15 protein-coding genes are annotated in these 18,531 nt (G+C 33.7%); 13 read left to right on the top strand and 2 right to left on the bottom strand.

The window, feature by feature from the left end; translation table 11 throughout:
- Window positions 1–5: 5 nt before the first annotated feature.
- From NPA36_RS02465 to NPA36_RS02455, 3 genes are read left to right on the top strand one after another with little or no spacing between them, the layout of a single operon-like run.
- On the top strand, window positions 6–1,697 hold the full coding sequence (locus NPA36_RS02465; RefSeq protein WP_256944521.1) for a site-specific DNA-methyltransferase: 1,692 nt from the start codon (window positions 6–8) through the stop codon (window positions 1,695–1,697).
- Window positions 1,690–4,344, top strand: coding sequence for a DEAD/DEAH box helicase (locus NPA36_RS02460; protein WP_256944803.1), 2,655 nt, complete (start codon window positions 1,690–1,692; stop codon window positions 4,342–4,344). The genes NPA36_RS02465 and NPA36_RS02460 overlap by 8 nt, the downstream gene beginning before the upstream one ends.
- A gap of 42 nt (window positions 4,345–4,386) precedes the next feature.
- The gene (locus NPA36_RS02455) at window positions 4,387–5,325 is read left to right on the top strand and encodes a toll/interleukin-1 receptor domain-containing protein (RefSeq protein ID WP_256944520.1); all 939 of its coding nucleotides are present in this window, start codon (window positions 4,387–4,389) and stop codon (window positions 5,323–5,325) included.
- Between the two features lie 246 nt (window positions 5,326–5,571).
- On the opposite strand, the gene NPA36_RS02450 is transcribed toward NPA36_RS02455, so the two are convergent.
- Together NPA36_RS02450 and NPA36_RS02445 are read right to left on the bottom strand one after the other, a co-directional pair.
- Window positions 5,572–6,237, bottom strand: a complete 666-nt coding sequence (locus NPA36_RS02450) for a hypothetical protein (RefSeq protein ID WP_256944519.1) — start codon at window positions 6,235–6,237, stop codon at window positions 5,572–5,574.
- A 113-nt stretch (window positions 6,238–6,350) separates the two neighbouring features.
- Window positions 6,351–7,463, bottom strand: a complete 1,113-nt coding sequence (locus NPA36_RS02445; RefSeq protein ID WP_256944518.1) for a hypothetical protein — start codon at window positions 7,461–7,463, stop codon at window positions 6,351–6,353.
- Window positions 7,464–7,660: 197 nt separating this feature from the next.
- On the opposite strand from NPA36_RS02445, the gene NPA36_RS02440 reads away from it, so the two are divergent.
- The 10 genes from NPA36_RS02440 to NPA36_RS02395 all read left to right on the top strand — a co-directional run bounded on the left by NPA36_RS02440 (window position 7,661) and on the right by NPA36_RS02395 (window position 18,517).
- The gene (locus NPA36_RS02440; RefSeq protein ID WP_256944517.1) at window positions 7,661–7,897 is read left to right on the top strand and encodes a 16S rRNA processing protein RimM; all 237 of its coding nucleotides are present in this window, start codon (window positions 7,661–7,663) and stop codon (window positions 7,895–7,897) included.
- A gap of 400 nt (window positions 7,898–8,297) precedes the next feature.
- On the top strand, window positions 8,298–8,711 hold the full coding sequence (locus tag NPA36_RS02435) for a hypothetical protein (RefSeq protein ID WP_256944516.1): 414 nt from the start codon (window positions 8,298–8,300) through the stop codon (window positions 8,709–8,711).
- 163 nt (window positions 8,712–8,874) lie between these two features.
- On the top strand, window positions 8,875–9,087 hold the full coding sequence (locus NPA36_RS02430; RefSeq protein WP_256944515.1) for a hypothetical protein: 213 nt from the start codon (window positions 8,875–8,877) through the stop codon (window positions 9,085–9,087).
- Window positions 9,088–9,710: 623 nt separating this feature from the next.
- Entirely contained in the window at window positions 9,711–10,655 is a 945-nt protein-coding gene (locus NPA36_RS02425; RefSeq protein WP_256944514.1) for a restriction endonuclease, read from the top strand.
- Between the two features lie 2 nt (window positions 10,656–10,657).
- A complete protein-coding gene (locus tag NPA36_RS02420; protein ID WP_256944513.1) occupies window positions 10,658–13,960 on the top strand; it encodes a DEAD/DEAH box helicase family protein in 3,303 nt (1,100 codons plus the stop codon).
- The gene (locus tag NPA36_RS02415) at window positions 13,960–15,003 is read left to right on the top strand and encodes an Eco57I restriction-modification methylase domain-containing protein (RefSeq protein ID WP_256944512.1); all 1,044 of its coding nucleotides are present in this window, start codon (window positions 13,960–13,962) and stop codon (window positions 15,001–15,003) included. Before NPA36_RS02420 ends, NPA36_RS02415 begins: the two co-directional genes overlap by 1 nt.
- Window positions 15,004–15,062: 59 nt before the next feature.
- The gene (locus tag NPA36_RS02410; RefSeq protein WP_256944511.1) at window positions 15,063–15,581 is read left to right on the top strand and encodes a GNAT family N-acetyltransferase; all 519 of its coding nucleotides are present in this window, start codon (window positions 15,063–15,065) and stop codon (window positions 15,579–15,581) included.
- A 568-nt stretch (window positions 15,582–16,149) separates the two neighbouring features.
- On the top strand, window positions 16,150–17,313 hold the full coding sequence (locus NPA36_RS02405) for a nucleotidyltransferase domain-containing protein (RefSeq protein ID WP_256944510.1): 1,164 nt from the start codon (window positions 16,150–16,152) through the stop codon (window positions 17,311–17,313).
- A gap of 3 nt (window positions 17,314–17,316) precedes the next feature.
- The gene (locus NPA36_RS02400; protein WP_256944509.1) at window positions 17,317–17,973 is read left to right on the top strand and encodes an SEC-C domain-containing protein; all 657 of its coding nucleotides are present in this window, start codon (window positions 17,317–17,319) and stop codon (window positions 17,971–17,973) included.
- The gene (locus NPA36_RS02395) at window positions 17,963–18,517 is read left to right on the top strand and encodes an SLATT domain-containing protein (protein WP_256944508.1); all 555 of its coding nucleotides are present in this window, start codon (window positions 17,963–17,965) and stop codon (window positions 18,515–18,517) included. The genes NPA36_RS02400 and NPA36_RS02395 overlap by 11 nt, the downstream gene beginning before the upstream one ends.
- The last annotated feature ends 14 nt before the right edge of the window (window positions 18,518–18,531 follow it).

Genomic DNA, 18,531 nt, shown 5'->3' with positions numbered 1-18,531 from the left:
ATGGAATGGCGAATAAGTTGGAATTAACTTGGTATGGGAAAGAAGATAAAATCTCAGTTGAACCAAGACTATTAATAGAAAATAAAGAGCTTTCAAATACAGAGCATGACGAAAACACCGAAAATATCTTGATTCATGGCGATAATCTGCTTGCATTAAAAGCCCTAGAAAAGAAATATGCAGGTCAGGTGAAATGTATTTATATCGATCCGCCTTTTAATACAGGAAAAGCATTTGAGCATTATGATGACAACTTGGAACATAGTATTTGGCTTAATCTTATGCACACTAGGTTCAAATTACTGCATAAGTTATTATCAAATGAAGGGGTAATTTTTGTTAACTTAGATGATTCTGAAGCTGCATACTGTAAAGTTCTGATGGATGAAATTTTTGGAAGATCCAACTATTTGAATGAAATAATCGTTTCTACAAATGAATCATTTGGTTTCAAAAGTACTTCAGATATGATTTTTAAACAAGCTAACCATATTCTGTTTTATGCCAAAAACAGAAGTGAATTTGAAATAGATAAAGCATCATTATTAATTGAACGTGAATATGATACACAATATAAATGGGTGTTCTTTAATACTGAGGCAGAAGAAAGTGACTGGTATTGGGAAAATATAAATACAGTAGTTGCTCGTGAAAATGGATTTGAATCCAGCAAGGCTGCTAAAAAAGAGTTGCATGACTCTTTCGATATAATGGTTGCTAACTACGCTATAGAAAATGCAGAAAGAGTCTTTAGAACAGCATCAGTCAGCGGAGGAGCGTTACTTAAAAGAAAAGAAACTATAGCAATTTCAAAAGGGTTGAAAAATAAAATAGTACGGCATCCTGATGATGACATGGATTATATGTTTATTGGTGGGGAACGTGTTATTTATTATCGTGAAAGACTAAGTGAATTGGATGGACAACTGTTACCTGCAAAATTGGTTACCGATATTTGGCTTGATATCTCAGTTGAAGGTCTGGCTTCAGAAGGTGGAGTGTCATTTCCAAAAGGTAAAAAACCCGAAAAACTTCTGAGAAGATGCATAGAGATGTCAACAAAACCAGGTGATATTGTTCTAGACTCCTTCTTAGGCTCTGGAACAACAGCCGCAGTTGCTCACAAGATGAACCGTAGATGGATAGGTGTAGAAATGGGTAATCAAGCTTATACCCATAGTAAAATAAGATTAGACAGTATAATCGCTGGAGCTGAAAGAAGCGGAATTACGAAGTCTGTCGATTGGCAAGGTGGGGGTGGCTATCGTTTTTATGAATTAGCTCCTACTCTTATTAATACAGATGCTTTTGGTGAGCCAATCATTAATAAAGATTATAGTGCTGAAATGCTTGCCAGTGCTGTTGCACTTCATGAAGGCTTTGAATTCTATCCATCAGAAGAATACTTCTGGAAGCAATCTAGAGGAAATGAAAAATCATTCCTATTCGTCACCACAAGACATATTGATGTGAACTTCTTGGCTGGAATTCACGAATCAATGGAAGATGGTGAGTTCTTGATTATTGCTTGTAAGTCCTATGACCAAAAAGCGGAGTATCAGTTCTCTAATATCAAGATTAAGAAGATTCCTCAAATGCTTCTTGAAAAATGCGAGTTTGGGAAAGATGATTACAACTTAAATATTGTAAATCCTCCTGTTTATGAAGATGACGAGGAGGATGAATGTGATGAATAATTTTGACCAGTACACCATTGATTACATTAGCGGTGTTATGTCACTTCGTAAACCTCAGAGAAGAGCCTTAGAGATTTTAGATGATATTTTCAACTATGTTCACCCAACTAAGAATATGAACTTAGAAGTTGCTCTTGAAGAAGTTAAGAAGCGTTATCCTATCTGTATTGATTTTGAGAGGGACTTCATGTCCTTAGCTTTTGTCTTGGCTACTGGTGTAGGTAAAACAAGGCTGATGGGGACTTTTATCACTTATCTATATACGAATTATGGAGTGAAGAATTTCTTTGTTGTCGCCCCTGGTAAAATTGTATATGACAAGCTCAAACAAGACTTAGGCAACCCAGCAAATCCTAAATATGTCTTCAATGGTATTGGCTGTTTTGATAACCCACCAAGAATCATTGCTGATGATGATTATAGAGATAAGCAGATTGATTTATTTGATTCTGATGTGAAAATCTATGTTTTTAATATTGATAAGTTCAATTCTGAAAATGCAAAAATGAGAGCAATTAACGAATACTTAGGGGATTCCTTTTTCAATCAACTAGCACAGTTAGATGACCTAGTTATGATCATGGATGAATCTCATCATTATCATGCGGATAGGGGAGCTTTATCCCTCAATGAATTGAACCCGATACTTGGCTTAGAGTTGACAGCAACACCTTACTACAACAAAGGAGCAAAACAAGTTCCTTTTAAGAACGCTGTTTACGAATATCCTCTGTCTGCTTCTATTTCAGATGGATATACAAGGACTCCTTATGCGGTTACAAGGCAAGATATTGATTTCAAGAATTTTGGTGAAGATGAATTAGATCATACAATGTTATCTGATGGTCTGCTTTGCCATGAAACAATCAAACAAGAGCTTGAGATTTATGGTCTAGACAACAACGAGAAAGTTGTAAAGCCATTTATGATGGTAGTTTGTAAAGATACCGACCATGCCACAAAGATTTATAACTATGTGACGAGCACAGCTTTCTCCAATGGTGATTATCAATATAAGACTCTTCTCATTCACTCAAATCTTCCGAAAGCCAAGAAAGATGGGGCAGTTGATTTGCTTCAAAAAGTAGAAGAACAAGACAATCCTATAGAAATTGTGATTCATGTTGATATGCTCAAAGAAGGCTGGGATGTCAATAATCTTTATACCATTGTTCCACTTAGGACTGCCGCTTCCAAAATTCTTCGTGAACAGATGGTAGGCAGAGGGTTAAGGCTTCCATTCGGTCAAAGAACAGGTGTTAAAAATATTGATTCCGTAATGCTTACTGCTCATGACAAGTTTGAGGAAATCCTTACAGAAGCACAAAAGGGAGATTCCATCTTTAAGGCTGGTAATGTCATAAAGGTTGAAGATTTGGTTAAACAGAAAGTAAAAGAGACAGAACTTACGATTAAAGAACCAGAATCGACATTTGAATTTGCTGAAAATCTATTTGCACAATTAGGATTAGAAAAAACAACAGAAACCAAAGAGCAAGTAAAAAAGATAAATACAATCGTTCGTGAAGAGGTTGAAAAGGCGTTTGTTGATAATGCTAATCGTAGAGTTACTCCTTCAAAGGAAGAGGTAACTCGTAAGGTTTTTGAAGAAGTTAAGAAACACGAACAGGTAGGATTTCTATTTGTAGAAAATGGACAGACCTTAGAGTGGTATATTGAAGGAAAAACTGAAGAATATAGAACCGATGTTGTCAGTCAATTTATTCCTATACCAATTCTTAGTGTGGTTGGAACAGGGGCTGAAACCTATGAATTTGTTGACTTTGACCTAGAATTTAGTATGTTCACCCATGTGCCAGTTCGAGAAGAACTATTGATTCAAAACTTGGAGAACACTAGCGAACGATCTTTAATTCAGGGAGAAATGATTAATTTCTCGTCTTATAATGTTGAAAAAGAATTGCTAAAAGATTTGAGAGAAAAATCTGAGATTGATTACGAGAAGTGCTCTTCCCTTTTGTTTAAATTAATTTCTCAGGTTAAAGAACACTATGAAGGTCGCTATGGCGAAGATGGTATGAAAAATATCATCATGATGAATAAGAGGGATATAGTTGGAAAGATTTATAAACAAATGATTCTTCCAAACCATTTCTACTTCTCTTCTGGGGAGATTGAAGAAGAAGTAGTTGATGTTCAAAAGACTAACCTAACAACAAGATACCAGTATGAGGTTATAAGGCAGCTTTTTGAAGAGCCGCAAGGAGCATTAACAAGTAATCTATTTGATGGTATTCGCAAAGGAGTATTTGCTCAAGCTAAATTTGATAGTAGACCAGAGCTTATATTCGCTCGTGTATTAGAAAATGATTCCGATGTTGTTAATTGGCTTAGACCTAATGCTAACGAGTTTAAGATTTACTACAATCGTGGCAAGAGATATGAACCAGACTTTGTAGTTGAAACCGATGAGACAATTTATCTGGTTGAAGTCAAAGGTGAAAATATGCTTGAGGATGCAGATGTCATTGCCAAGAAAGAGCGAGCAATTCAATACTGCTCTCATGCGACCAAATGGTGCTTAGAGAATGGCTATAAGGCATGGAAATATGTATTTATCCCAGCTGGTGAAATAAAGAACAGCTCTAGTTTTATGAACTTGGCTATGAGATTTGAGGAGGTATAATATATCAATGAAACAAAAATACTTTAGAAGGGAAATTATATCATGAGTACAAAACCTATGGTTTTCATTTCATATTCTTGGGATAGTGATGAACATAATAATTGGGTGCGTAAACTGCATAGTATTTTATGCGCGAATGGTGTAGAGGCTTTAATAGACAAATACGAAGTTTTTTTGGGTAGTAATCTTGAGAATTATATGAAGCAGGGTTTAAATGAAAGCAAATATGTTTTGTGTATATGTTCAGGAGAATACCTAAAGAAGACGAATGACCCAATGACAGGCGTAGGAAAAGAAATTGATATTATTAAGGTAAGTGACAAAACAGATTTTATCATTCCTATCATAAAAAATAATCAGGAGAAAACACTTCCTAATTTTTTAAGTGGGAGATGGTATTCTGATTTTAGTGATGTGATACTTAATGGTCAGGATAAAAATGGAATCGAAAAAATTCGAGAGCTTTTAGAGCATGTATTTAATGTTGATGATTCTTTAAAATCTCAAGGAGGATCTAACCCCTTTGAAGCTATCCTCGGGAACGAGATAATTGTTAATACAAAAATAAATCGATCTATGTATATTAATCCAGAGTTAACAGGAACGGTTGAGTTTGACTATTCGAATAACGACAAAAAATATACATTCGGTACGGGTGAGTTCTCTTTTACAACCCAATGGAGTAAGGCAAGCGATACTAGTATACATGCATATAATGATTCATCGAACATTAGTCATATATCAATTATCAAAGATTTAGTAGAACTACCTGAAGAATTGCCAGATGTCAAAGAACTGGATTTTACTTCTAGGACACGAACCCCAAAGCGAGGCGACGGAATTGTATGGCTAAATACTAATGGACATTTCGCTATAACGATAGTTCGAGATATTATGGATGATACTCGTGGTGACAAAATAGATTGGCTAAAATTTGATTACAGGGTTTATCTGACCGAGAGAAATATTAACTTGGAATAATCTTATTAGTATCACTACTGATACTGTTTTGATACTAAAAACTTGCTAAACTACTATAAATGGGTGTTAAAACTACTATAAAAAGAAACATATCAGCTTCTAAACGAATGAAATAGAAACAAATATGATATGGAATTTATTGAGTGGGAGTAATAAAAAACCGTTAAACTTATCATTATGATAGGTTTGACGGTTTTTCTTTTGATTGTACTAAAGGAGGTGTGGTTGTGTCCAATAGTGATTTTTTTATTTTACAGATTCTTCCTGAGTATAAAGATATTTAACATCATTTAGATATCGGTTAGTTAATAAAAGTTTTTTTTTCGTACTGAATATAGTATTCTCAAATGCATTTCCTACAATAATAAGACCAATCAGTTGTAGAGCAATTGTTAATAATGTGCTTGATATAAATTTATAGTCTTCCCAAACTAGTTTGTAATGATGTTGTTCAATAAAGTTTTTTGAAAGAAATACAATGGGCGCCCAGAATATAGAAAAAAATACCACTGATATTCGTTTAAATAAATTTTTTTGCTCTAGTTCTTCTTTTTCTAAGTTTTTACTAATTTCTTCTTGTAACAATTCTATTACCTTAATTGATTTAACATATGTTTCTTTTCTCAAAGACTCTTTTATGTCAATAATCAATTCTTGGGGTGAAGTCTTCCTTTTTTGAGGAATTTCTTTGGATAGTTTCTTTTGGGTATAGAAAAAATAAATCAATGAAGTTATTGATACCAACAGTAAAATTCCCCTAAAGAGATTACTAATCTTAAAAAAAGAAATAAATCCACATCCATATGTGATTAGAAATGCTATGGTTAATTTTACTATTTTTTTGTTAATTTTATAATACTCTTTATGTTTAGATTGTATGATTTTTTCCACTAGGTAATATGTTATACTCATAAATTTACCTCGATCTTTCCTAATCGTTTAAATAACTTTCTTCTTTATCATTTTCGAATAATTCTATTGTCTTTGAGAGAACTTTTTCACTAGGTTTTGGATAAAACATAACCTTAATCCCAGTTCCAACATATCTTACTGTAGTTTATAGTAAAATAAGATAGCAAGTAATTCTCTAACTTTTGCGAAGTTTTGTAAAGCTTATCGAAGTACTGATTAAAGTTCATACCATCAAAGCAACTTTCAATAAGCCCATAGAGCGGTTTTTCAGGATTGTACAAGCTTTGTAAAATTACAGGATAATCTTCCTTATCTACCAAATCGTAGTGCATCATACAATTTCTAAAAGAAGTTGAAAAAACGTTCATGTCTTCCTTAAGATACTCTTCAATATCAGGGAGAGTTAAATCTTTGGAGCTGTTCTGTTTGAGGTTTTGTCTTGATTTTTTTATTCCAAGTAAAGTATTATGGGCTGTAATATACATTATTCGTAGTAACCATGTATTTCTATCTTGTAAAATTGGAACTAATAAATTGTTTACAAATCCTATTGCAGAAACCATATGTAAGTATATAAGATTGGTCTCCTTATCAAGTTGGTTGTTAAAAAAATCTTGCTTTCTATTAGTATTAAAGTCAATATAACCATATTTGGGAACAGGATTATAATTGAACATTTTATCTTTTAAATTCTTAGTATCACAATGGTTTACAAGTATTCCACCAATTTCTTCTCCAAATATTTGTCCAACTATAGTAGAATGTTCTTTAATTGATTTTCCTTTATTTTTTGAAATATTTAGATAGAAGTGTGCAAGTTGTGTATTAAAAATCACTTTTCCTTGTTTATCAAAATAGACTCCAAGATTGAAATGAATGTTAAGTTTTTTAGTAAAAGAAAATCGCAACTCATTTTTAAACAGTTCATTTTGCTGATCATCTGAATGGTAGGACATTTTTCTTCCTTTTGAAAACTTGCCAGTGAAGATTTTTAATCCATTTCGTATGTCAGTTATTTCTTTCTCAATCTCTTTGTTTTTTGAATCAATATCTAGAAATTCTTTGGCGGATCTACAGTAAAGTGCATAGAATGGAATTAAAGATAGGGCTATTGCACTATCCTTAACATTTAACGACAAGTCAATTAATAGTAGACCATCTTGTTTTATAAGGTCCTTAGAACTCATTCTTAAAATTTCAATATAGTTATCTATATTTGCATTCATAAATTTTATTTCTCCTAAAATTACTTGAATATCTATAAGTATACCAACTAATTAGCAGCTAGACAATTACATACTTCCTTGAAGTATTCATTTATTGATTTTGTAACCTACTCTAATTTTTTCTTTCTAAACGGTATTAAACTATTGGTAAATTCTATATTAGAGATGAGGTAGACAATGAAAGAGAGTCGAAAGGGATGTCTTATAATACTACTATGGCTGACTTAAAAGAGCTCTACGATAACCTTTGGGATGCTTCTTTTATTCATAAAGGTCAAAATTGCGGTATCTTTCCTAATTCCATTACAGATATTTTAGTTTGTATTGGTAGTAAAGATTATATTGTTTCATCTTTTGATGAATTGGTTAATTTAGATGTGGAAGGTGTGCTGTTACTCGACATCCTCGATAAAACAGAAGTTCAATATTACTAGGAGCTAATCAGAAATTGAAAGAACTAAAAAGAAGCGCTGGCTGAATTTGAATCATGGGGGATAAAGGATACATTTGTTAATTTTACCAAGGCAACTGATGAGGAATTATTGAAAACGAGTTTTAATCTTGACTTAGTTTCAATAGAAGAGGCACTTAGGTTTGTCGATGAACTTAAATCAAGAAATCTTTATGAAAAATATTATGAAATGAGACGACCTAAAAAGAAAAGTACTTGAAAAAACTTAAGCTTATCGGATTGAACCCTATTTTCTTGATATCAATCGAATACTACGTCCCTATAAATCCAATTATAAGTGGTTTTTCAAATGGAGATAGAGTAGTAGTCGTGGCTGCGTAAAATATTTCTTTGAGTATATGACAAGATTTGGGAGGAGGACAATGAGTAAGGGTTACGGAGGATATTGTCAGCTGATAGATTCAGATGGCGATTTTTATCTATTTGCGTATTCTGGCTATGATTTAAATGTTGATTTCAATTCATATAAAGAAGCATCTGTTGATATGGATGGGATTATAATGGTAGGAAAGGAGTATTTTCCTGAACCGACCATTAGTAGGAAACGCAAAAGAAAACCAAATGGCAAAAAAGTATGGATTGAGAAAAGAAGTTATCCAGAGGTTGATATGATAGAAATGCTAATGAATGGGAGAATTATTGTTGAAAATTCAAAAAGACTTTTCCAAAACAGTTCGGACGAGATGGATGTCATCATTATTAAACTTCTATTGAGTATGCATAGAGACTATGTACGTAGTGGAGTGATACCTGAGATAAAAGCTGTTCATAGTTAAAAGTGTATTTTATAAGACTGTATCTTTACTTGCTAAATAAAAATGGAGTCCGCTTTACCAGTAGCAATAGTATTATTAAAGGGGATACAAAATAATGTATAATTAATAAGACGAACCAGTATTTGATTAGTTATTGAGATCAATTTGATTGGAAGTGATAAGGATGAATGAGAACGTACAAAAAGTGTTGGATAGTATAGCTGATTTGAATTTGAAATCAGAACCTATTGTTCCATCTGAAATGACTCTTGAAGATATTGCACGTCTACGGTTTATTGGAGTTTCTCCAGAAGATGCAGAAGCCATTGAGTTGGAACTCAAAAAACGTGGTCTAGCCCCTGAAGACATCCTAAAAAAGGTACGATACAATGGCTAAAAATGATTACTGGGTAATAGTCTACAAACTGCTAAACTATTACTACCAGAAGATGAAACGTGGAGAGCAACATGGAAGTTTTAGCTCATCTATGATATTCAATGCTTCACCTTGATGCGAAAACGCTAGTTACTATTAATTATGAAAAAGAGGGTTAGCAAAGTAACATTAAAATTGATAGGAATATTCTTGATTACTGATTTTTTTGATGAGATGTTGTATAATAATTCTGAGGAATAGAAGTAGAAAAATATCGGCCGCACACGCACCCTGAAAAGGGTATCTGAGAGGTGGGGAGTGGTCGTCCCACCTATTCCTAAGCACTTAGAGAAATCTAGGTGCTTTTCTTTTGCTCAAATTTTATAATGTTTTGAATAAATGTGTTTTTATCTCCACACTCCAATCTAATCTCCAAATATTCCAATAATACTCCGATAAGTTTAAGGAAATCCCGACACTTCATGATATAATATAGCTAATTGGATTTGTAAACGATAGCAAATTATAGCTAATCTAGGGAGAATCTTTCACCCTATAAAACCCTAACTAGCTTTAAATACGAATATTAGTAACATCAGAAACTTAATGAAACAATACTATCCACTACGAAAGGAGGCGGCTACTTGGTAGCAGAGTCAATACGCAATGTAACTGAAGAGGATAAAGATAAACTAATTGAAGAAGTCAGCTCTACTGACATTTTAGAAAATACAATTCGTGAACAAATGCCAGGTATTTTAGATATTCTCTTAATTGATAGAACGGCATCAACTCAAAAAACAAGAAAAAACATCATTTGGGCGAATGAGAACTATATTAGGTATGGTATAAAAGAATATGCTGCTACCGCTCAAATGAAACCGGAGCTTGTAACTGGAAGAATGGGAAACATTATTAAACCACGAGCTTTAAAGTCAAAAGAAATGCAAAAAGAGCGAACCAAAGCTAAAGCAGAGGTCTTTACGCCTACTTGGATAGTAAAAAAACAAAACGATAAGGTTGATGAAGATTTTTTGAACGACGATATAGAAACCTATGTCAAACATACATGGTTAGAAATTACTTGTGGTGAGGCTCCTTATATGGCAACTCGCTATGACATGGAAACGGGAATTCTTGTTCCACTTGCTGAACGAGTGGGTTTTGTTGATCGCAAACTTAAGCGAATTAATGAGGAGATTGATGATAAGGCAGAATGGCAACGATTAGTTATGGAAGCCTACAAATCAAGCTATGGGTTTGAGTGGAGCGGGGACTCTTTATTACTTGCCAGAGAAAACCTACTTTACACCTACCGAGATTATTATGTTCAAAAATGGTTAGAAGAACCATCGCTGGGTTTGTTTGAAGACATAGCAGAAATCATTAGTTATAACTTGTTTCAGATGGATGGCTTGAAATACATTATCCCACTATCTGAGAAAAAAGAGAGAATTGTAGAATATCAAATGTCATTATTTGATGGGGAAGAACCTGAGGAACAATGGAAGATAAAACCAGGAAAACGAGTCAAAGTAATGAATTGGGAGACTAAAAAACAAGAATTTTTTGATAAGGGAGTTAAATAGGGATGAGCAATAACACAGTCATTAAAACAACAAAAACAATTTATCCACAGGTTTATGCGTATATATTGCCTGAAAACCAAGGAACACCGGGCTATTTTGATGTAGGGAATATCAAGATTGGGTATACTGACCGTTATGATGTCCATAAACGAATCAAAGAACAAACCCAAACACCTGCTGGTCAATTAAGATATGATTTGCTTTGGTCTAATTCTGCTAAATATAATCACTCTGATGAATGGTTTGATGATAAGAAGTTGCATGCCTTTTTGAGAAAATTTAAGCGTCGTGAACAGCAGTATTTCCCAGGCAGTAAAAAGCGCTCAGAATGGTTTTTCTATAATGGTAACCCAGAAGAAGCACAACTTGATTTCGATGATTTTCGTAACCAAGAGATGAGCCAAGTAAAAGAAGAGTTGGACTATGTTTTGCGTTATGAACAAACCAATGCGGTTTCTCAAACCTTGGCCTATCTTAAAGAGCATAAAGGTGGCAAGTTTTTATGGAATGCTAAACCACGATTTGGTAAGACCTTGACGACCTATGATCTAGCTCGAAAAATGAAAGCTAAGATGGTCTTAGTTGTTACGAACCGACCTGCTATTGCCAACTCTTGGTTTGATGACTTTGAAAAATTCATTGCATGGCAGACAGACTTTGCCTTTGTTTCGACTAGTGATTCTTTAAAAGATCGTCCAGTAATGAGCCGTGATGACTTTACCGCTCAATTGCTAGAAGATGAAAAGAATCCCAAGGAAGGTATGATTGCCTTTATATCGCTACAAGATTTAAAGGGAGCCATTGATTTTGGTGGACCTTACAACAAATTAAAATGGGTACAAAAACTTGAATGGGACCTACTTGTCATTGACGAAAGTCATGAAGGAGTAGACACATTCAAGACAGATATTGCTTTCCAAAATATAAAACGTAACTTTACATTACATTTATCGGGTACACCTTTCAAAGCAGTCGCCTCAGGTGAATTCCAGGATGACCAAATTTTTAACTGGACTTATACGGACGAGCAGAAAGCAAAATCATTATGGGTTGAAAGTTTAGAAGAAAACAATCCATACGAAAAATTACCTCGATTAAATATGTTCTCCTATCAAGTGAGTCAGATGATTACAGGTGAAGTTAATAAAGGTGCCGAGATTGACGGCAACAATATGGATTATGCCTTTGACCTAAATGAATTTTTTGCCACCAATGACAAAGAGAAGTTTATTCATGAAGCAGACATCAAGAAATGGCTAGACACACTGTCGCATAATGAGAAGTATCCATTTTCAACTCCAGAGTTGCAAGCTGAATTAAAGCATACTTTTTGGCTATTAAACCGAGTAGCCAGTGCCAGAGCTCTACAAAAGCTCCTAAAAGAGCATCCTGTTTTTAAAGAGTATAAAATCATATTGGCTGCAGGAGATGGACGTGCTAGCGATGATGACCAAATAATCAATCAAAAGTCCTTAGACCGTGTTCGTCAAGCAATCGCCACACATAAGAAGACCATTACGCTATCAGTAGGTCAATTAACAACCGGAGTGACGGTGCCAGAATGGACTGGCGTATTGATGCTCTCTAACATGAAGTCGCCAAGCCTATACATGCAAGCAGCTTTTCGTGCCCAAAATCCATGGGCTTATGAGGTAGACGGCACATGGTACCAAAAAGAAAATGCCTATGTATTTGACTTTGCTCCTGAACGTACCCTTACGATTTACGATGAATTTGCTAATAACTTGTCACGTAAAACGACAGGTGGCGGTGGAACTAGTGATGATCGGAAAACTAATATTCGAAAATTACTAAACTTTTTCCCAGTTATCGCCGAAGATAATGACGGAAAGATGATTGAACTTGATGTCAATCAAGTGCTGACAATTCCTAAAGTCATCAAAGCACAAGAAGTAGTTCGCCGCGGTTTCATGTCCAACCTACTTTTCCAAAACGTCTCTGGTATTTTTGCTTCAGCAGGTGCAAGAGAGATTCTAGAACAACTGAATCCAGTCGATGTTGGTAAATCTGTCCCACGTAAGACGGAGGAACCAATTGATACAAAAGGTGTTCAGGTAGATAATGAAGGAAACGCAACAGTAAATAAAGATATCGTGATAGCTACAACCGAGGCGAAATTTGGTCCTAAGGTTTATTCTGGAATACAGGCATCTGCAGAAAAGGCAGTTGAAAAAGGAACAAGTGATCTACCAAAAGAGATAGCGAAAAGCTTTATCGCAAATACACAAGAGTCCTTCAAAGACCTGGCTAAGAATAATGGTTTAACTGCTAAAGCTGGAGAACAAGTTGCTAAAATGAAAGCTAACATCATAGCTCGAGAAATAGAAGTCGTGGAAAAACAAACTGACATCAAACGAAATGTTGCTAAAGCAGACTATGAAAGAGAAGTTGCAGCAGCTAAGAATGATGATGCAAAAGTGGAAGAAGTAAAAGCCGCCTATGAGGCAAAAAAAGCCAATATTGAACAGGAGTTCAAAAAGGAAATCATCACTACTGTGGAAACCAAAACCAAAGAAGTGGCTCAAAAAGGTGCAGAAGAAGTACTTGTAAAAGCAGAAGATAAGAAAAAGAATACGGTTGAAGAAGATGTACGTGCTCGCTTACGTGGGTTTGCAAGAACCATTCCATCATTCTTGATGGCTTATGGTGAACAGACCACAACTCTTGACAGTTTTGATAGAACCATTAAAGATGAAGTGTTCAAAGAAGTTACTGGTATTACTTTACATCAGTTTAGAATGTTGCGTGATGATTACGACTTCTTTGACGCAGTAGTATTTGATGAATCAGTCCAAGAATTCTTGAGAAAACGTGAAGATTTGGCGAATTACTTTGACGAGGATCAAGAAGAAGATATCTTTGATTACATTCCACCACAGCAAACGAATCAGATTTTCACACCAAAAAAAGTTGTGAAGATGATGGTTGATAAGTTGCAAGACGAAAGTCCGGAAGACTTTACCAATCCTGATAAGACATTTGCTGACTTGTATATGAAGTCTGGTCTCTATATTACAGAGATTGTGAAACGACTGTATGTTGGGTTGGAAGATAAAATTCCTAATAGCGATGAGCGTTTGAAACACATTTTAGAGAATCAGGTATATGGTTTTGCACCAAGTGAAATTATCTATAACATTGCACGTAACTTTATCTTTGGATTCGACGAAAAAGCAAAGAGCATTGATGACTCACACATTGTCTACCTTGACACAACACCTTATGCTCGAGGTGAAGGTGACTTTGAAGCAAAATGCGATGAATTGTTTGGAGGTAAAAAATAATGAAATTTGATGTAGTGGTGGGGAATCCGCCGTATCAAGAAAATAGCGGAACAAGTGCTAGGGATGATGCACTTTACAACTATTTCTATGACCTTGCTGATAAAATTGGAGAGAAATATTTATTAATTTCGCCTGCTAGATTCCTATTTAATGCAGGGTCTACTCCTAAAGCATGGAACCAAAAAATGTTAAATGACAGTCACATTCAGATTGTATTTTATGAGCATAATTCATCAAAGGTTTTCCCTAATGTAGGAATTGCTGGGGGAGTTGTAATTTTATATAAAAATAAGAATGAAGTATTTGGAGCAATCAAATCTTTTACAAGTTTTGAAGAATTAAATAAAATATCCCAATTAATTGATTTAGATCAAGGAGAGGTGCTATCTTCTGTTATATCGGGTCGTGGCATTTATCGCTTGACAGCCAAACTACATGAAGATTATCCACAAATAAAAGAAATGCAATCAAAAGGACATCAAAATGATATTGGAACGGGTGCTTTCGATAAATTTAATAATTTGATTTTCTTTGAGGAGAAACCAAATGATGGGTACTCATATACACTAATTCAGGGGAGATTTAATAATACTAGAACATATAGGTATATTCGGAGTGATTATGTCAATGAACCTTTTGCCTATGATAGTTGGCGTGTTATATTACCAAAAGCGTATGGAGCAGGTATCTCAAAAGATGGTTCAGCAGCTACATTAATAGGAGAACCATTTGTGATTGCTCCAAACGTTGGTTTCACTGAAACATATATTTCAATTGGTAAATTCGATAATGAACAAGAAGCAAACAATGCTTTAAAATATATAAAAGGAAAGTTTGCTCGAACAATGTTGGCAGTGTTAAAAATTACGCAAGATAATACGAAAGAAAAATGGTCAAAAGTTCCTCTCCAAGACTTCACTCCACACTCTGATATTGACTGGAGTAAATCAATTCCTGAAATTGATCAACAGCTTTATACAAAATACGGTTTTGATCAAAATGATATTAATTTTATTGAGGAGAAAGTGAAAGCTATGGACTAGTGGTTTCTAATATAAGAGCTTAGGTTTGAAGAACAAGCAATTAGCAAGGAGGCCTTTTAATGCAATATTTAGAAACTGAAAGACTGATTATTAGACTTCCAAAACAAGATGACTTTGAGATTCTATATAAGATCCACGCAAACCCTCAAACCAATGTATATAATCCTAGTGGTCCGGTCAAAGACATGGATGAATTTCAAAAAACATTTGATGAGTGGTTAACACATCACGAAAAACATCGATTTGGCTACTATTCACTTATCGATAAAGAAGACAACAAAGTATTTGGTACTTGTGGTTTAAAGTTTGTTTTGATAAAGGGTGTCGAATTCTTAAATGTTTACTATAGAATTGATCCATCCAAATCAAGGAGAGGATTCGTGAAAGAAGCAGCTTCTGCTATTATTGAGAATGTACTAGCTGAATTAGATAACAACTATCAGGTTGTGGCTCTAACCTTAGATCAAAATATACCTTCAAGAAAAACTGCTGAATCTTTAGGTTTGGTCCATAACCCTGAGTTAGATAATTATGAGGGGAAAGGGAATGTTTACTATTTCAGCAATAATGAAGTATGAATAAAGCATGAATTGAAAATCCGTAAAGAAATAACACATAGGCTTTGAAGTAGAGTACTCCTAGCCTATGTGTTACTTTTCTAATCCTCTTCAATTGAAGCCTAAGCTTCATTCCCCAAATACTTAATATAAATCTGACAAGGGTTCTACTCATCCCATAAGTTTGGAAAACATTCTAACTCCTTGTAGGCCATGAGAATATAATGATTGTTTGTCAAATCATTTATTGTGTAAAGTCACTGTGTTAACCCAATAAAAAAATACAACAGTAAGCTAATAATTGAAGAACTGAAAATATTCTAGCTTCAAAGAAAAAGATGAGTACTTTCGACAATCTGAAAGTGTATTATATTCCTTTTTATTTTTTCTGAGAAGTATCGTAGTCCAACAGGGTTAAATTTTTATTTCCGCAGATTACAATGATGTTACATTGTTAAAAAAACACAACATATAGATTAAAATGGATAAAAAGTGAAAACAAATACTATATGTAGTTGTTTCTTTTTGTTGAATATGATAATCTGATAGTATACGAACTTACGTTTTAGATAAGGAGCTGACAAGGGAAATGAGAAATGTTGAAAAAAGACAAAAAGATGTTTTACGGTTGGTTGAAAAGTTGGATATCACACCAACTATGTTCGAAGCAGCTAAAGAAAGATACACTAATTTAGGAAAATATTTACAATCTAAAAATCCAGATTTTGATATCTATCCTCAAGGGTCATTCGCCATAGGAACAGTTATCCGCCCTCTTAAAAAGAATCACTCTTTTGATTTAGATTTCATAATTAACTCCGGAAAGTATTGCAATGATACAACACCAAAGGAAACAAAGTTGCAGATAAAAGGTTATTTGGATGAAAATCAAGTTTATAAAGATAAGATGGATAAAACTGAATATGATAAATGTTGGACTCTTGTTTATGAAGATGAGTTTTCAATGGATATCGTACCAAGCGTCTATTTTAATAAAGAAAAGGGGACAGAGATTGCCATTACAAACAAAATTGGATTAAATTATTCATGGTATATATCAAATCCAAAAGCCTATCGCGATTGGTTCGATAAAATTAATCAACCATTTAAGTTCCATTCTTGGCTAGGCAATAGAAGTAAGATTTTTAGTGAATATAGAGGAACATTATATTCTTCTATTGAAGAAATACCGGAGGAATTAAATAGATCTGCTTTGCAGCGAGTAATTCAAATCATCAAACGTCATAGAGATATTTACTATGACAAATGTAAAAAAAGTAAAAAAAAGCCATCGTCAGTAATAATTACAACACTTTCTGCTCAAATAGCTGATTTAGAGAGAAATAAAAGTATAGGTGTTTTTAGCTTACTAAGCAATATAGCTAATGCTCTAAAAATTAATACTAAAAAAAAGGTTGTTGGAGCTCAGTATTTTTTGGCGACATATGGTAATAAGTATAACCAGATTGAGTATAAAAACAACCAATGGTATTTACCAAATCCTATAAACCCAAATGATAATTTGGTTGATGCTTGGAACAACGACGCTGAAATAGTTAGTATATTTAATGACTGGATTAAGCAATTAAAAGAAGATTTTGTTGATGGATTCTCCAAAAGTGATGAGCAGTTTGTTGCAACTTTGACAAATTCGTTTGGTAGTGATTTTGTAAATAATAACTTGAATAAGAGTAAGTATGAAATACATCCACCTAAACAAATAATTGCAACTCCGAAACCATGGGGAGCCTAATTTATGAATGAGGAAATATATTATTTTTTATCTAAATACCCTGAATTTACTTATCAAGTAAAGGATAATAAAAAAATTCTAGAAGGAAACTTACATTTAAATCATGAATTTCAAGGGGTACACTTTATTAATGACTATACGATTCAAATAATCTTTGATGCTGACGAAGCAGTTATTGTACCCACTATTAGAGAAATTTCGAAAAAAATAGTCAAACAATACTCTCATCTTTATACTGATAAGTCATTATGCTTGTCGACTCTTCCTGAGCTTTATAATTTTTTCAAACAGGGTGGAGAAGATATTTTAGTCAGATGGATTGACTTTTTTGTTATACCATATTTCTTTTCATATGAGTATTACCAGAAATATAAAATCTATCCTTTTGGTGAGCGAAGTCATGGAACTTTAGGTATAATAGAATATTATCAGGAATATTTTAAAGTAGATAGCACTGATGATGTGTTAAATTTAGTTCAATATTTTCTAAAATGTAAAAAATATAGAGGGCATATTCAATGTCCTTGTGGGAGTGAAAAGAAACTAAGAGACTGTCATGGAAAGGAAGCGTTAGAAGTTATGAAAAGTGCTGAGAAAAAGATAATATTACAAATTTTATATGAATCTTACTTAAGGGAGAAAAATATTAATGAACGATAATAGTATACGAAGTCTAAAGCAAAGAAGAGCAGATGCAATCTATGGGAAGAAAAAACATTTTAATGCCTCTTATCGACAACAAAAATACGATTCTGCTCTATCTTGGATCTCCATAATTCTAAGTGCTTTAACAAGTGTTAGTCTATTACCAAGCTTGAAAGATACTTTCGCCCTATACTTAGAAGATACTTTTTTAAATCATGTAATGTTTCTGTTACCGTTGATACTTACAATTGTTCTTGCAGCACAAAAAAATTTTAAGTATAAAGAGTTCAGCGAGAAAAATTATCAAATCGGTTGTAGTTATTTGGAGATTTCTAAAGAGATTAGTAATTTTCTTTCTTTCATTGATGATGAAATGATAGAAGGAATAGAAATTCAAGAAAAACTTGAAGATATACAAAAAAGATTGAATGAAATTGACAGGCTTGCAACTAATACTAAAGTTAAAAAGTCAGATTATATTAAAACTAAAGAAGGGTTGAACTCAGGAGAAGAGACCTACACTGAGCAAGAACTAGATGGCTGGCAAAATATAAAGTAAAAATGTTGATGAAT

The sequence above is a fragment of the Granulicatella seriolae genome (genome assembly GCF_024543085.1).
Lineage (GTDB): Bacteria > Bacillota > Bacilli > Lactobacillales > Aerococcaceae > Granulicatella > Granulicatella seriolae.
Note: the sequence above shows the minus strand (reverse complement) of the source record. Positions and strands in the feature narration are given on the sequence as shown.

What these genes read in the sequence shown, in the direction of transcription:
- NPA36_RS02445 (WP_256944518.1), bottom strand. Translation starts at nt 7,463, where the DNA reads ATGAATGCAAATATAGATAACTATATTGAAATTTTAAGAATGAGTTCT.
- NPA36_RS02420 (WP_256944513.1), top strand. Translation starts at nt 10,658, where the DNA reads ATGAGCAATAACACAGTCATTAAAACAACAAAAACAATTTATCCACAG.
- NPA36_RS02410 (WP_256944511.1), top strand. Translation starts at nt 15,063, where the DNA reads ATGCAATATTTAGAAACTGAAAGACTGATTATTAGACTTCCAAAACAA.
- NPA36_RS02405 (WP_256944510.1), top strand. Translation starts at nt 16,150, where the DNA reads ATGAGAAATGTTGAAAAAAGACAAAAAGATGTTTTACGGTTGGTTGAA.
- NPA36_RS02450 (WP_256944519.1), bottom strand. Translation starts at nt 6,237, where the DNA reads ATGAGTATAACATATTACCTAGTGGAAAAAATCATACAATCTAAACAT.
- NPA36_RS02460 (WP_256944803.1), top strand. Translation starts at nt 1,690, where the DNA reads ATGAATAATTTTGACCAGTACACCATTGATTACATTAGCGGTGTTATG.
- NPA36_RS02440 (WP_256944517.1), top strand. Translation starts at nt 7,661, where the DNA reads ATGTCTTATAATACTACTATGGCTGACTTAAAAGAGCTCTACGATAAC.
- NPA36_RS02465 (WP_256944521.1), top strand. Translation starts at nt 6, where the DNA reads ATGGCGAATAAGTTGGAATTAACTTGGTATGGGAAAGAAGATAAAATC.
- NPA36_RS02415 (WP_256944512.1), top strand. Translation starts at nt 13,960, where the DNA reads ATGAAATTTGATGTAGTGGTGGGGAATCCGCCGTATCAAGAAAATAGC.
- NPA36_RS02395 (WP_256944508.1), top strand. Translation starts at nt 17,963, where the DNA reads ATGAACGATAATAGTATACGAAGTCTAAAGCAAAGAAGAGCAGATGCA.
- NPA36_RS02430 (WP_256944515.1), top strand. Translation starts at nt 8,875, where the DNA reads ATGAATGAGAACGTACAAAAAGTGTTGGATAGTATAGCTGATTTGAAT.
- NPA36_RS02455 (WP_256944520.1), top strand. Translation starts at nt 4,387, where the DNA reads ATGAGTACAAAACCTATGGTTTTCATTTCATATTCTTGGGATAGTGAT.
- NPA36_RS02435 (WP_256944516.1), top strand. Translation starts at nt 8,298, where the DNA reads ATGAGTAAGGGTTACGGAGGATATTGTCAGCTGATAGATTCAGATGGC.
- NPA36_RS02400 (WP_256944509.1), top strand. Translation starts at nt 17,317, where the DNA reads ATGAATGAGGAAATATATTATTTTTTATCTAAATACCCTGAATTTACT.